Here is a 13,459-nt window from a genome sequence, read left to right as displayed (position 1 = left end):
TGAAAAACTCCAGTCGGTTCGAATAATAGTTGATCTCGTAAATCTTAAATCAAGCTTCGTATATCACACTTTACCAAGTTCTTCCTCCACCTGGTCTTCCCATCCATGGACGATCTCCTTGTGGATTTTCCGGTTGCTTAAAATTCCCCAGGATATAAGTGAATGTCAACATACCGTATCGCGTCAAAACATTGGTATAAACATCTGTTACAGAAACATCGGAAATCGTTCTTTGGATGCTGTTATTTTGATTCAACAAATCAAAAACCACCACTTTCAATTCAGCTTTGTTATTCTTCGCAAATCTATATCCGCCTTCAATATTCCAAAGCCAGAAGTTTTGATCAAACCCTTCAGATAGACCACTATAAAGGCTATGATTGATATTGTTTCCTATAAACAATTTGCCGCCATTTGGTGAATAGTACAATCTCAAGTTTGACTCCTGCACGTAGTAGTTATTATCCTGAGCTGATTGTAAGCTTGAATTAACGATGTTATAAGTACCAGTCGTACTCAATGTGAAATCTACATTCTCACTGATATTAGAAGTAAATGTTATTCCTTGACCCAATGAAAGGTTGTCATTCAGGTTTCTCTCCCCATTAATCAAACCCGGGATTCTGTTAAAGTTAATCCGGGTATTCATATTAAACTGGGTTTTAATTCCTTTGACAGGAGTGCCATAGGTGAAAAACAAGGTGGTTCTGAAATTGCCATCCAAATTGGTCGGTTGCGAAATCTGACCTCCAGGTCTCAGTAAAATCTCACCGTTGATCAAAGTATCCTGAGCTGTGATAAAAGTACTGCTTCCGATGTAATTGGATGTTCCGGAATAATTCAAGAACATAAACATGGTCTTGTTTTTCTCCATGTTGATCTTGCTCACATTCATGAAAATGTTGTGGTTATAACTCTGACCCAGATTCGGATTACCCACACTAAGATTTAATGGGTTCTGGTTATTAACCACATTCTGCAACTGGGAAACGCTCGGCTCATCTGTGTTGGTACGATATCTCACTCGGTAAGAAATCCCTGTTTCCCGATTTCTATAACTTAAACTTGCCCCTGGTAATAGGTTATTAAAACTTCTATTAAACACTCTTTCTGTCGGGAAAAATGCTTCATTATCCAACTTGGCATTTTGATAATCTAAGTTGAAATTCAAATTCAATCCATTGTTATTGTAAGCGTAACCGGTTCTTAATCGCTGAGTGATAAACTTGTTGATAAACTCATTACTCAAAGCGGTATCCAATAAGTAATTGCTTTGCTCTGCTTCTAAAACATAGGTTTTCTGATCCGAATCGGATTTGTTATTCCCAATTTGATAGCCGATTGTACCGATTGATTTTTCTCCCAAAGGCTCAGTCAAGGTTGCGTTGATTCGATAATTGAATCCTTTAGAAATAGTGTAGGTCTCCTGCATGGTGGTATCAAGCATGTCTCTATTGTAGTCGATACTGGCTGCCATCAGATCAGAATTTTGATCTCTGTTACTCCAGGAAGTATTGATATCCGTAGAAAAAGTTCTTCCTTTTTTATCGAATTTATATCGGTAAGTGAAGTTGTTCGAAATGTTGTAAGACTTGTTTTCGGAGTTGGTAATCGATCTCAAAGCACTCAAAGAATCTCCGGTACTAGCAGTAGTCAATGCATCTCGATCGCTGAAACTCTTGTTATTCTGAATAGAGATATTTGGAGTGACAATGATTGAATTCTTATCGTTTAGATCAGCTTCTAATCTTCCAGAAACCCGGTGGTTGAAATTATCAGTAGTACTCAATACGCTTTCCTGATAATACTGAGTGAGGCTTTCATTCACCACTGTTTCCCGATTCGTGATTTGCTGAAGTTTATTTGCGGAATTATTGAAGAAATAACTGCCTGTGAAATTTACTTTTTTGCCCCATTTATCAGAATAGTTGAGGCCAAGTGAATTAGTGGTATTGATACCTCCATTACTTCCAGTGAAGAAATTATTATTTCCTCCGCCGAAACCTCCACGACCTCTTCCTCCACCTCCAGAGCTATTTGCATTTACACCTGCCAAATCCTGGCTTGAGAAATTTTGTTGGTTGATATTATTAGCTAGGCCCAAAATGGACACCCTTCTATCCCCGCTAAATAAGTTGAGACTACCTCCTGCTGAATACCTGTCGTCTGTCCCATAGCCAGCATACATTCGTCCAAACTGGCCATTTTTACGATCTTCTCTTAAAATAATATTGATGGTTTTGGTATAGGAACCGTCATCGAATCCTGTCAATCGACTTTGATCAGATCTCTGATCCAAAACCTCCACACGATCAATCGCATCTGCCGGAAGGTTTCTCAAGGCAATGTTCGGATCAGAACCAAAAAACTCTCTTCCATCTACCAAAATTTTCTGAACAGTTTCGCCCTGCGCCTGAACTTCTCCATTCTGAATCGTGACTCCAGGCAATTTTCTAATCAGGTCTTCCGCTTGAGCATTTTGCTGAGTCTTAAAAGCTGAGGCATTAAAAGAAGTGGTATCACCTCTCATTTCACCAACAGGAGATTGTCCTTCGATCACCACTTCACCAAGAGTCTGTGTGTCTTCATTTAAAACGAGCGTTCCCAAATCTGCCGGATCTCTGAAGCTATGAGTTTTTGTGATTGTTTCGTAACCAATAAATTTAATTTCGATTTTGACCTGAGGAATCATCGGTCTATTGAGCTCAAATTTCCCCTGAGCATCTGTCACCCCTCCTAAAAGTAAAGAGTCCGCCAAAGTTTTAATCAGGACGTTTGCCCCGTTCATTGGAGTTTTGGTGGATCCATCCATCACTATCCCGGTCAGTTTTATTTGGGGTCTTTGCCCTTGACCTTGAGGCCTTTGGCCAAAAGCTTCTATCACCAGCAGGAAGCAAAAAATCAGCAAAATAGATTTATACATGTTTCTCATAGTTGCGCAAATATCTGATTCTTTGACCATAGAAATATGTCAAAGGTTTAGTGCGGAACTAAAGAAAAATTAGAAAGGAAAATCCGAAGGATAAATGGCCAAATAGCCATTTAAAAGTTTAATTATTTCTTTACAACCTCCATGATATCAGGGTATGAAATATCAAAATGACTGGTGTCATAAACAGATTTTCCATTTTTTATGACCAAGACTTGAGGAGACTGATGTGGAACTCCAAACTCCTGGCTGATCCTATCGGACATTTCTCTGTTTTCAATCAGGTCCAAATGATAGGGTATAACCTTTTCATGATCCTCATTTTTCCAGTTGCGGAGCAATCGATTCAGAGACATGCTACTCACAGAGCATCTGGTACTATGTTTAAAAATCAAAACAGGCACATCCTCACTAAGGCTCTTAATGTCTTCTATTTGATGCAGTTGGGTCAGATTATTCCAATTCATTTTTATCCTTTTAATAAAGAGGCAATATTTTTGGGGAAGATAAAGTTCCCTAATTGATTACGGAATTTAAAAAATGAAAATACAAACCAACAGGATCTACCTAAAATCATTCTCACTATTCACCCTGGTTTTAATTTGTCTGGCTTCATGTAAGTCTTTCAATCCCCATTCAAAACCAGAACCGATCATCGCCCCTCCGGCTTTTTCTTCCGTCAATGTACCGGTACTAATCCCGCAGGAGACACTTTACAAAATCATGAATCAGACCATTCCTACTGTTTTGATTCAGGACGATCAACTTTCCATGGGAAGTGTAGAAGGAAACATTAAGTTGAGTAAAAATGGAAATCCAAGCTATACCGCTTTGGACAGCCAACGAATCCAACTCACATTACCTTTGAAACTGCAAGGAGAAATCGGCCTTCAGAGAAAAGGACTGGGAAGTCTTATCCAATCTAAACTTCCTCTGAATGAGACATTATCTCCTGTTATTGTGGTAAACCCGACCATCAATCCTGACTGGAGTGTTTCTTTCAAAGACTTTGAATTAGTTGATTTGGGAGGGCAAATGAATCTGGATTTACTGGGAATGACTATAGATTTGAGTGGAATTCTGGAAAAGGAAATCCAGAAATGGGGAGAAGAAAACCTGAATTCTTCCAAATCATTACTCTCTTTAAAAACAGTGGTTGACCTGGCTTGGAATCAAGTCGGAAAGCCTTTTACGATCAATTGGGAAGGCGAACAAACAGCTTTTTCTATCCAACCTGAATCGGTGGAATTGAATGAATTCTTTGATCAAAACCAAAATCTAAACCTTTGGCTTGGACTGGATGGAAAGGTCAATACGCACCCTGCCAATGCTGCACCAAGTAGAGCTTTTCCACTCCCTAAAATTACCGAAAACACCAATGCAGATAACTTTCTTGAAATCACACTGCCTTGGGTTCTCAGCTATGCAAAACTCGATCAACTTCTCGGAGAAAATCTAAACAACGTCCCGATCAGAGTTGATAAAAAAACAGTTTTAACTCCAAGTAATATCCAAAGTCAGGCTTTCGGGGAATTTCTAGAAATCACGATGGATTTCTTTGCCGAGCAGACAAATGGAAAAAGTCTGGATGGGAAACTCTTCATCATCGGCAAGCCCGCTTTCGACCCAGATAGCCAAAGTTTATACTTCACCGATATCAACTTCAAAATGGAAAGCGGAAATTTTGGAGCTCAGACTAGTGTTGGATTAAAAAAACGAAAGATCATCAATCAAATAGAAAAACGAGCAGTTTTCCCGATTGGAAGTACTTTGGAAGAAAGTATCTCCAGCATCGAGGATAGACTTGGTCTGAAGACTGGCATTGCGGATTTAAGCATATCGAATCTTGAAGTAAATCCTGAAAGCTTTTTCCCAACTAAAAATGGATTAACAGTCCACATTAAGTCAACAGGTAAGGTTAACTTTGACTGGAAATAAAAAAGGGGAAGCGATTTGCTTCCCCTGATTTTAGGTTCACTTATTTATTTTTCTTCATGAGCTCCTTTGCTGAGTTTTTAATATTCTCATCCAGGAAGTTTTTGGAAATATGATCGATTTTGGATTTGAATTTATTTTGCATTTTCATAGCCGAAACTGATCTCATCGCAAATTTCACTACCGAAGGATTGGTATCATCCAGCGCTTTCGACAGAATTGCCTCTGCTACTTCAGGAGATCTTTTTTGGGCTCCAAAAGCTGCTGCTATTCGAATCGTTGAAGATCCTTTTTCAGCTGCTTCTTTTAAGATATCACCTACACTTTCATCGTCGATATAACCTACCAAATAGGCTGCTTTCATAGAAAGGTTTTCATCTGAACCTGCTATCAGTTCTTTCAATAATGGAAGTGCTTCTTTTCCGAATTTCGCTGCACCAGCAGGATAGTCTAACTCATCCTGTCTAAGGAAGTCCAGAAGTTCCTGTGGGTCAAAGCCAGTTGATGCGGCCTTTTTTCTAGTTTGTGCCATAAGTTCTAAAAATTTTGGGTTAGAGATTTGTACTGAGTCCACTTGATCGCATGGTGCTGGATTCTCCCGAAGTCAAATTTGGTGGAGGGTTGGTAATATTAAATGTACCATTTCCAGTCATTAGTCGATCGTTATTATTAACATGGCTCAGTCCTAAAACATGGCCGAATTCATGACCTAAAGTCCAGCGACTTGCAGTTCTAACGACCACGCAGCCTGGCCTTCCAGAAGGAAAAGCGGCACAACCATTATAACCTGGCACTGTACTGTTTACAAAGTAAACCACCACATCATTGGACCCAACAAAATTCCTGTTTCCAAAAAGCGTCACTTGCTCTGGTGTAACCGAACCCATCGTACATCCTCCTACATCCACATCTGCCAAAGTTGGCAAATTGAGCGTTTCTGTAGTTGCGCAATCTACTCGAATTCCTGCCACAGCATACACTTCCTGCATAGCCGCAAACTGTTCGTTAATCGTAAATCGGGTAGGCATCGTAAGAATTTTCACATGCACACGAACTCGCTCTTTAAGAACTCGAACTCCTGCAGTGGAAGACCAATAAATACTTCCATGCTGGAAATGTGAGATTCTGGCCGCACCTCCAAAAACTACCAATTCATCGGAAGTTGGGTATCCTAAAGCACTTCTTTCCCAGCCTAAAGATGCCCAATGTGACCGTATTGCTCCATGAACTTCATGCGCTCCTGTACTTGGACTCCAGTAAATACTTCCTCCCTGGAAATGATTATATCTACCTACCCCATCAGGACAGGTATTTTCGTTGGTAAGAGGGTACTTCAAAAAGCTTCTTTCCCAACCTAAACTGGAATATTTACTTCGAATAGCACCATGTACTTCCCAAGCTCCTGTGGAAGGAGACCAATAAATACTTCCCCCTTGGAAATGATTAAATCTCCCAATTCCATCTGGAGTAGCAGTTTCATCCGTTTTTGGATAGCCCAAAAAGCTTCTTTCCCATCCTAAGCTTTTCCATCTGGATTTTATCAAACCATGAACCTCATGGGCTCCGGTGGATGGATGATAATAGATGGAACCATTGACATAATGCTGGAACGAACCCACGCCGTCCGGACATTTCAAAATCCCAGTAGTCGATGTTCCCAACCAACCACCTGATCCTCCTAAGGACCAGTATTTGGTGGTAATCGGATGTACAGGGATTGCTTGCAGATTTCTGAGCTTTTCTAGCAGCTCATTTTGCACAAGTAATTGAGGGTCTATTTGAAGTTTTGACATAGAATTGAATTGAAAAATGAGACAAAAAAACCTATTAAATATAAGTATATTTCACTGATTTTAAAATACTTACATTATATTTTCAGATTTGAAAAAGCAAAATCATTCTTACTATAATTCAACTTTTTTCAATTCTATTTCTGAAGTAATCCCCAGTTTTCAATTCCTTTTTTTTCAGCTTTCTTCAGCAGTTTCAAAAGTAACTCGGCAGTTAAAAAAGCATCCCCTCCTGCAGTATGTCTGTCTTCAGTTTTGATCATATACCTCGCGCAAAGTGCATCCAAAGAATACTCTTTTAAATTGATTCTGCTCCGGTCTACCAACAATCCATAATCTAAACGAATGGCCAGATTCATGGTATCAATACTAGGGTTTGGGAATTCCGAAAACCCAAATGGGCTCAAAGCCTTTTGCAGCATAGCGAGATCAAAGCCCAAATGATGGCCAACTAGAATGCTTTTGCCTACATATTGTAAGAGTTCAGTGGCAAAATTCTCCAGTTCTATTTTCGAATTACTTCCAATCAGCTCATGCACCAAAACAGCCTCTTTTCCTTTTTTGGTAGACTCCAAATACCATTCTTTGGCTGAAGAAATATGGATAATTTGGGATTCAATTTTAACCGCTCCGCAAGAAAGAATATGATCTTTTTGCGGATCCAAACCTGTAGTCTCAGTATCCAAGATGGTAAAAGACAATTGATCAATCCGACGGATATCTGGAATTTGGGTCTTGGCTGAATCCAAAAATTCTTGGACAAAATCCTTGGGACGAGTTCTAGATCTTTTGAAAAATCCCCAGTTCATTTTGCGAAATAATCCAATTGAAACCTGATTTTCACAATTTCCTGAAGTTCAGAAATGGGAGAAAAAGTATTTCTCAAAAGCTGTTTTTGAAGTTTTCCTAAACTTTCTGGATTGATATACCTACCGTTCGTTCCGTGTTGCAATCCTTCCAAAGCACGCATTCTCATTAATATTTCATAGGCTTTGCCAGCCTGAATAAAAAGCTCAGTATGATTAGGTTCTAGCTCTGCGAGTTTTTCAAATCTTTTGAAAGTATTGTTGATTTTCACCAAACCATGACTCAGTGTCAACAGTCTTGCAAGGTCCGCCAAAGGCATCATCGCCCTGGCTTTGATATCAAACTGGTCTCGATGCTCACCAGATTTTTCAACAATAAATCCTTTGAAAAACCCCAATGGAGCTGGGTTCAAATAAGCATTCTTTGCCAGGAAATTTAGAAAGAAATGCTTTTTACTGACCTCTTGATAAATATGCTCTGTCAACTGCTCGGAAAGACTGAAATGACCGGCCACGGGTCTGAAATCAAAGAAAATACTGGCATTCAGCAGAGCCTGTTCCGTTGGCTTCAATATCCAATCAGAAAAATATTCCTCCCATACCGATAAAGGCTGAACCCATTTTGGATTACTTGCCATGATATCTCCAGGACAAGGCGAAATCCCGCATTTGATCAGGATCTCCACTATTTCAGATCCTATTTTCAAGAAATATTCTTTTGCTTTTTCCTTTAAATCCTCTTGAACATCCTCATAAATGATAGCATTATCCTGATCTGTTCGAAGCAACTGTTCTTCCCTGCCCTCACTACCGAGACTTAGAAAACAGAATTTTATGTGCTGCAAGTCCGGATATTCATGGGTATACTTCTTCAGCGCAATATTTTTTGCCTGAGAAATAATCACATTATTGATTTCGGTCATGACAGAAGCAACAAAATCCATGGCTACTTCATTTTCCAGGTAATACCGAAGCATTTGCTCAGCACGATCCCTGATCGCTCTCATTTCGGATAAATCCTGCGTATTCAATAAAGCATGAATCAACACCGCAGGACTATTTCCCATGGATAGCAAAATATCATGATCAGAAATAATTCCTTTGACAGGGCTATTCGAATTGCCGTCTTCTGTCAAGATTAAATGATGTAACCTATTTCTGATCATACAGAGGTATAAATCCGAAAAACCGGCATCACTCTTTTTTACAATAAGCTGATCGCTCATCAGGTTGGAAACAGGCGTGTCCAAAGAAATTCCTTCTGCAACTACCCGAGTTCTCAGGTCTTTATCCGTCAGAATTCCTTTTGGAAAACCTTTTTCATTTACAATGACAATGCTGCTGACTTCCTGAAAGCTCATCAGTTTGGCTGCTTCCTGAATACTCAGATTTTCACTTCCTGTCAGGACATTTTCAGAGATTTTTATGACAGAAGGATCAGAAAATATCAGCAAGGAATGATCTTGAGAATGATTTCCAAGGGCTTTTCTGGCAATCTGACCTTGTGAAAGATCTAGGCGTACGACCACTTGCCCGCTGGCAAAACCTGCCGCAAAGTACAGAGCAACTCTGCTATTGTGTTCCAGAATAGACTCGAAAACGGCAACTGGGATCATATAAATCAAGCTATCTTCTGAAGCTTGGGCATTTAAAACATAGGGGCGTTTTCCCAAAAGTGCCAATACCCCAAAAACATCTCCTTGATCGCAGTATTCTGCTATTTCCTCCTTCCCCCCTCTGTTTTCTGTCAATGCTATTGCCCCTTCCTTCACCACAAAAAAATGAGGCTCTGCAGGATCTCCTTTCAAAAATAATTGCTCTCCCTGCTCCACGTATTTGATTTCTACATTCGAGGCAATCAACTCGAGATCCTCTTTAGAAAGAAAGGAAAACGGAGGAAAGCTTTTCAGGAATTCTGCTACTCTATTGACAATCACATTGGCCATGTCTGAAATATACTAATTAGAGAACTCTATTTTAAAAAGGCTGACAAAGTGTCAAGAAAATTTTATGGAATAGCCTTTGACCAAAAGAAACAAGAAATTAATAGCCATGAATCCATTTTTTAAATCGTATAGATACCTGCGAAAGCTGACTTGGGCAATGATTGTTGCTTTTATGGTCGGTGTGCACAATTTCTATAAACAAGAGATGGATTCTCCCGACTCCATCGTTTCACAGATAAAAATGGATGAGGAGGAAAATGACGCAGCACCAAAAGATTAAAAAATGAAGCTGTCTTAAATTTGGTTTTTGTCACATTGAGCGAAGTCGAAATGTTGGTTATTTCGTTTCAAAAGGCCTTCGACTCCGCTCAGGCTGACAAATTTTAGACTTTTAAGACAGCTTTTCTTTATTGTCTTCCTTCTATAATTTTATTCACTACATCCGGATCAAGCAAAGTGCTGGTATCACCCATATTATCCAAGCTATTTTCGGCAACCTTTCTCAAAATCCTTCTCATAATCTTTCCAGATCTTGTTTTCGGCAGACCAGGTACGATCTGAATTTTATCTGGCTTGGCAATTGGGCCAATTATTTTTGACACCATCTCTTTGATTTCGTTGATCAGGTTATCCTCTGTACGATTTGTCAAATCACAAATTACATAGGCATAAATTCCCTGACCTTTCACATCATGAGGATAACCGACTACCGCTGATTCAATCACTTTTGGATGTTCATTGATCGCATTTTCTACTTCGGCTGTTCCCATTCTATGTCCGGAAACATTGATCACATCATCGACTCTACCTAAAATTCTGTAATAACCATCATGATCTCTTTTGACACCATCGCCAGTAAAATACATTCCTTTATAAGTAGAAAAATACGTTTGCTTGCATCTGTCATGATCTCCATAGGTAGTTCTGATCATAGATGGCCATGGGAATTTGATACAAAGATTTCCTTCTACTGAATTCCCCGTTAGTTCATTCCCTTCAGGATCTACGATGCAAAGCTGTACGCCAGGTAAAGGTAGAGTAGCATAGGCCGGTTTAGTAGGTGTAATTCCCGCTATTGGGGACACCATGATTCCACCAGTCTCTGTTTGCCACCAGGTATCCACGATTGGACATTTGTTTTTTCCAATATGCGTATGATACCAATGCCAGGCTTCTTCATTGATCGGCTCACCAACAGATCCCAGTACTTTCAAAGAACTCAAATCATATTTTTCGATTTCTGTTGTTCCATATGCCTGTAAAGCTCTGATAGCTGTTGGTGCAGTATAAAACTGATTCACTTTATACTTTTCCACTACAGCCCAGAATCTTCCGCAATCAGGAAAAGTAGGAACTCCTTCAAACATCAAAGTGGTAGCTCCAGCTAATAATGGCCCATAAACAATGTAGGAGTGACCAGTAATCCATCCGATATCGGCAGTACACCAATATACATCCCCAGGAGAATATTGAAATACATTTTCAAATGAATACTTGGAATAAACCATGTATCCTCCCGTAGTATGAACAACTCCTTTCGGCTTACCCGTAGAGCCAGATGTATAAAGAATGAATAACATGTCCTCGCTATCCATCTCCTCTGCTGGGCTTTCGCTTGACTCATTTGCCACAACATCATGCCACCAATAATCTCTCCCCTCCACCATGGTCACTTCCTGATTGGTTCTTTGGTAAACGATTACAGTCTCCACAGAACTTTTCTCCAAGGCTTGATCCACGACAGATTTCACATCTATTTTCTTAGCTCCTCTAAAGTTTCCATCCGAAGTCAAAATCGCTTTTGCTTCGCAATCATTTACTCTATCTGCAAGGGCATTGCTGGAAAAACCAGCAAAGACCACCGAATGAACAGCTCCTATTCTAGCACAAGCCAGCATGGCAATAGCTGCCTCAGGCACCATCGGCATGTAAATAATCACCTTATCTCCTTTACCGATCCCTTTACTTTTCAGGGCATTTGCAAAGCGACAGACTTCATGATATAACTCCCGATATGTCAGTGTTCGTCCTGCTTCATTAGGGTCATTTGCTTCCCAAATAATTGCCGGTCTATCACCAATGGTGAAAAGATACCTTTCAAAAATATTTTCAGTGATATTCAGCTTTCCATTCAAAAACCATTTCACATCTGGCCCATCGAAATTCCATTTCAAAACCTTATCCCATCGTTTTCTCCAATGGAAAGAATCTGCTATTCTCGCCCAAAACTCTTCCGGTTGTGCTACGCTTTTTTGATATTCATGTAGGTACCCGCTGAGGGTATGTATTCTATCACTCATGATATTATTGGGTTATCGATAATCTATTTTTTTCTTGACTCTAAGTTACAATTAATGATCCACAGCCTTGCCAGCTCCTCGAGGAATTCTGATCTCTTGTATCATATCCTGTACAGATTGTGGGGGTGCGGGAGTAAATCTCGACACGACAATGCAAACGAGAAAATTTAAAAACATCCCGATTGTTCCTATTCCTTCAGGACTCACACCAAACCACCAATGGTCTGCAGTATTCATTTCAGGCGAAATAAATTTGAAATAAATAATATATGCCAGTGTAAAGATCAATCCCGAAATCATTCCTGCAATGGCTCCTTCTTTATTGATTCTGGAAGAGAAAATCCCCATGATAATTACTGGGAAAAATGATGCTGCAGCCAAACCAAAAGCGAAAGCAACGACTTGAGCTACAAAGCCAGGAGGATTGACCCCAAAATAACCGGCCAAAAGCACCGCTCCCGCAGCAGCAATTCTGGCGATTCTCAATTCCTTTTTCTCAGATATATCAGGTCTGAAAGTCTTAAATAAATCTCTGGAAACAGAAGTCGAAATTACCAGTAATAAACCTGCTGCAGTGGATAATGCTGCTGCCATTGCACCGGCAGCCACTAAGCCAACAACCCAGTTGGGAAGCTCGGCTATTTCCGGGCTTGCCAAAACCATAATATCACGGTCAATCGTCAGTTCGTTGGTAGCAGGATCTGCAACGTATTGGATTTTGCCATCCCCGTTTTTATCGTCAACTGCAATCAAATTTGTTTTCTGCCAGTTGGACACCCAAACTGGCAATGAAGAAATTTCCTTTTCAGAAGTACTGTTTATCGCATTATAGATCCCAAATGCAGCAATAGCAGGGGCTGTAGTGTAAAGAATAGCGATAAAAACCAATGCATATCCAGCGGATAATCGGGCATCTTTCACTTTTGGAACGGTAAAGAAACGGACAATCACATGTGGCAATCCTGCCGTGCCTACCATCAAAGCCAATGTGATCATAAACACATCCATCATGCCTTTGCGACCTGCTGTATATTCTGCAAAACCGAGTTCGGCCAAAACTCCATCTAATTTATCCAATAACGCTGTTCCATCTGCTACTTCTCCTCCTAAACCAAGCTGAGGAATTGGATTGCCAGTAAGCTGCATAGAAACAAATATCGCAGGTACCATGTAGGCAAAAATCAACACGCAGTATTGAGCAACTTGGGTATAAGTAATCCCTTTCATGCCTCCTAGAACCGCATAAAAGAAGACGATACACATTCCGATCACCACTCCCCATTCGATCGGCACTTCCAAATATCTAGAGAAAACAATTCCTACTCCTCGCATTTGTCCAGCGACATAAGTGAATGAGATGAATAAAGCACAAATCACGGCAACCACTTTGGCTGTGTTTGAATAATATCTATCTCCGACAAAATCAGGAACAGTGAACTTTCCAAATTTCCGCAGGTAAGGTGCCAAAAGTAAGGCGAGCAAAACATAGCCTCCTGTCCATCCCATCAAATAAACGGACCCATCATATCCGGCAAATGAGATAATTCCTGCCATAGAAATAAAGGAAGCTGCCGACATCCAGTCTGCTGCTGTCGCCATTCCGTTTGCCAAAGGTGAAACCCCTCCCCCTGCAACATAAAATTCCTTTGTTGAGCCCGCTCTAGACCAGATTGCAATCCCGATATAAAGGGTAAAAGAGAGACCAACGAGTATATAAGTCCAAGTTAAAATATCCATTCGTTCAGGTGATTTT

General features: G+C 40.1%; 10 protein-coding genes. 2 read left to right on the top strand and 8 right to left on the bottom strand.

Going from position 1 to position 13,459, the window contains the following annotated elements:
• Window positions 1-70: 70 nt before the first annotated feature.
• Together FHS59_RS12290 and ytxJ are read right to left on the bottom strand one after the other, a co-directional pair.
• Entirely contained in the window at window positions 71-2,962 is a 2,892-nt protein-coding gene (locus tag FHS59_RS12290) for an outer membrane beta-barrel protein (protein WP_246388421.1), read from the bottom strand.
• 92 nt (window positions 2,963-3,054) lie between these two features.
• Window positions 3,055-3,396, bottom strand: coding sequence for a bacillithiol system redox-active protein YtxJ (gene ytxJ, locus FHS59_RS12285; protein ID WP_184495437.1), 342 nt, complete (start codon window positions 3,394-3,396; stop codon window positions 3,055-3,057).
• 73 nt (window positions 3,397-3,469) lie between these two features.
• Here ytxJ and FHS59_RS12280 point away from each other — a divergent pair, with 73 nt between their 5' ends.
• Window positions 3,470-4,867, top strand: a complete 1,398-nt coding sequence (locus tag FHS59_RS12280; RefSeq protein ID WP_184495436.1) for a DUF4403 family protein — start codon at window positions 3,470-3,472, stop codon at window positions 4,865-4,867.
• A gap of 40 nt (window positions 4,868-4,907) precedes the next feature.
• Here the strand turns inward: FHS59_RS12280 and FHS59_RS12275 are convergent, their stop codons facing one another.
• The 4 genes from FHS59_RS12275 to FHS59_RS12260 form a co-directional block, all read right to left on the bottom strand.
• Window positions 4,908-5,396 carry a HEAT repeat domain-containing protein gene (locus FHS59_RS12275; RefSeq protein ID WP_184495435.1) on the bottom strand — a complete coding sequence of 163 codons (489 nt, stop codon included), beginning with the start codon at window positions 5,394-5,396 and terminating at the stop codon, window positions 4,908-4,910.
• A gap of 19 nt (window positions 5,397-5,415) precedes the next feature.
• Window positions 5,416-6,657, bottom strand: a complete 1,242-nt coding sequence (locus tag FHS59_RS12270; protein ID WP_184495434.1) for a hypothetical protein — start codon at window positions 6,655-6,657, stop codon at window positions 5,416-5,418.
• Between the two features lie 134 nt (window positions 6,658-6,791).
• On the bottom strand, window positions 6,792-7,463 hold the full coding sequence (locus tag FHS59_RS12265; protein WP_184495433.1) for a 3'-5' exonuclease: 672 nt from the start codon (window positions 7,461-7,463) through the stop codon (window positions 6,792-6,794).
• Window positions 7,460-9,406, bottom strand: a complete 1,947-nt coding sequence (locus FHS59_RS12260; protein ID WP_184495432.1) for a DUF294 nucleotidyltransferase-like domain-containing protein — start codon at window positions 9,404-9,406, stop codon at window positions 7,460-7,462. Before FHS59_RS12260 ends, FHS59_RS12265 begins: the two co-directional genes overlap by 4 nt.
• A 106-nt stretch (window positions 9,407-9,512) precedes the next feature.
• Between FHS59_RS12260 and FHS59_RS12255 the strand changes: the two genes are divergently transcribed.
• Window positions 9,513-9,686 (top strand): hypothetical protein, encoded by a 174-nt coding sequence (locus tag FHS59_RS12255; protein WP_184495431.1) that lies wholly within the window; start codon window positions 9,513-9,515, stop codon window positions 9,684-9,686.
• A gap of 127 nt (window positions 9,687-9,813) precedes the next feature.
• Here FHS59_RS12255 and acs read toward each other — a convergent pair whose 3' ends face one another.
• Both acs and FHS59_RS12245 read right to left on the bottom strand, forming a co-directional pair.
• On the bottom strand, window positions 9,814-11,706 hold the full coding sequence (gene acs, locus FHS59_RS12250) for an acetate--CoA ligase (RefSeq protein ID WP_184495430.1): 1,893 nt from the start codon (window positions 11,704-11,706) through the stop codon (window positions 9,814-9,816).
• A gap of 51 nt (window positions 11,707-11,757) precedes the next feature.
• Complete coding sequence (locus FHS59_RS12245; protein WP_184495429.1) at window positions 11,758-13,443, bottom strand: sodium:solute symporter family protein; 1,686 nt, start codon at window positions 13,441-13,443, stop codon at window positions 11,758-11,760.
• Between the last annotated feature and the right edge of the window lie 16 nt (window positions 13,444-13,459).

Origin of the sequence: Algoriphagus iocasae, assembly GCF_014206875.1 — a bacterium.
GTDB classification, from domain to species: Bacteria; Bacteroidota; Bacteroidia; order Cytophagales; family Cyclobacteriaceae; genus Algoriphagus; species Algoriphagus iocasae.
The sequence above is the reverse complement of the archived record's forward strand: the minus strand, read 5'-3'. Positions and strand labels throughout refer to the sequence as shown.

What these genes read in the sequence shown, in the direction of transcription:
- FHS59_RS12270 (WP_184495434.1), bottom strand. Translation starts at nt 6,657, where the DNA reads ATGTCAAAACTTCAAATAGACCCTCAATTACTTGTGCAAAATGAGCTG.
- FHS59_RS12255 (WP_184495431.1), top strand. Translation starts at nt 9,513, where the DNA reads ATGAATCCATTTTTTAAATCGTATAGATACCTGCGAAAGCTGACTTGG.
- FHS59_RS12245 (WP_184495429.1), bottom strand. Translation starts at nt 13,443, where the DNA reads ATGGATATTTTAACTTGGACTTATATACTCGTTGGTCTCTCTTTTACC.
- ytxJ (WP_184495437.1), bottom strand. Translation starts at nt 3,396, where the DNA reads ATGAATTGGAATAATCTGACCCAACTGCATCAAATAGAAGACATTAAG.
- FHS59_RS12275 (WP_184495435.1), bottom strand. Translation starts at nt 5,396, where the DNA reads ATGGCACAAACTAGAAAAAAGGCCGCATCAACTGGCTTTGACCCACAG.
- FHS59_RS12265 (WP_184495433.1), bottom strand. Translation starts at nt 7,463, where the DNA reads ATGAACTGGGGATTTTTCAAAAGATCTAGAACTCGTCCCAAGGATTTT.
- FHS59_RS12280 (WP_184495436.1), top strand. Translation starts at nt 3,470, where the DNA reads ATGAAAATACAAACCAACAGGATCTACCTAAAATCATTCTCACTATTC.
- FHS59_RS12290 (WP_246388421.1), bottom strand. Translation starts at nt 2,962, where the DNA reads ATGGTCAAAGAATCAGATATTTGCGCAACTATGAGAAACATGTATAAA.
- FHS59_RS12260 (WP_184495432.1), bottom strand. Translation starts at nt 9,406, where the DNA reads ATGGCCAATGTGATTGTCAATAGAGTAGCAGAATTCCTGAAAAGCTTT.
- acs (WP_184495430.1), bottom strand. Translation starts at nt 11,706, where the DNA reads ATGAGTGATAGAATACATACCCTCAGCGGGTACCTACATGAATATCAA.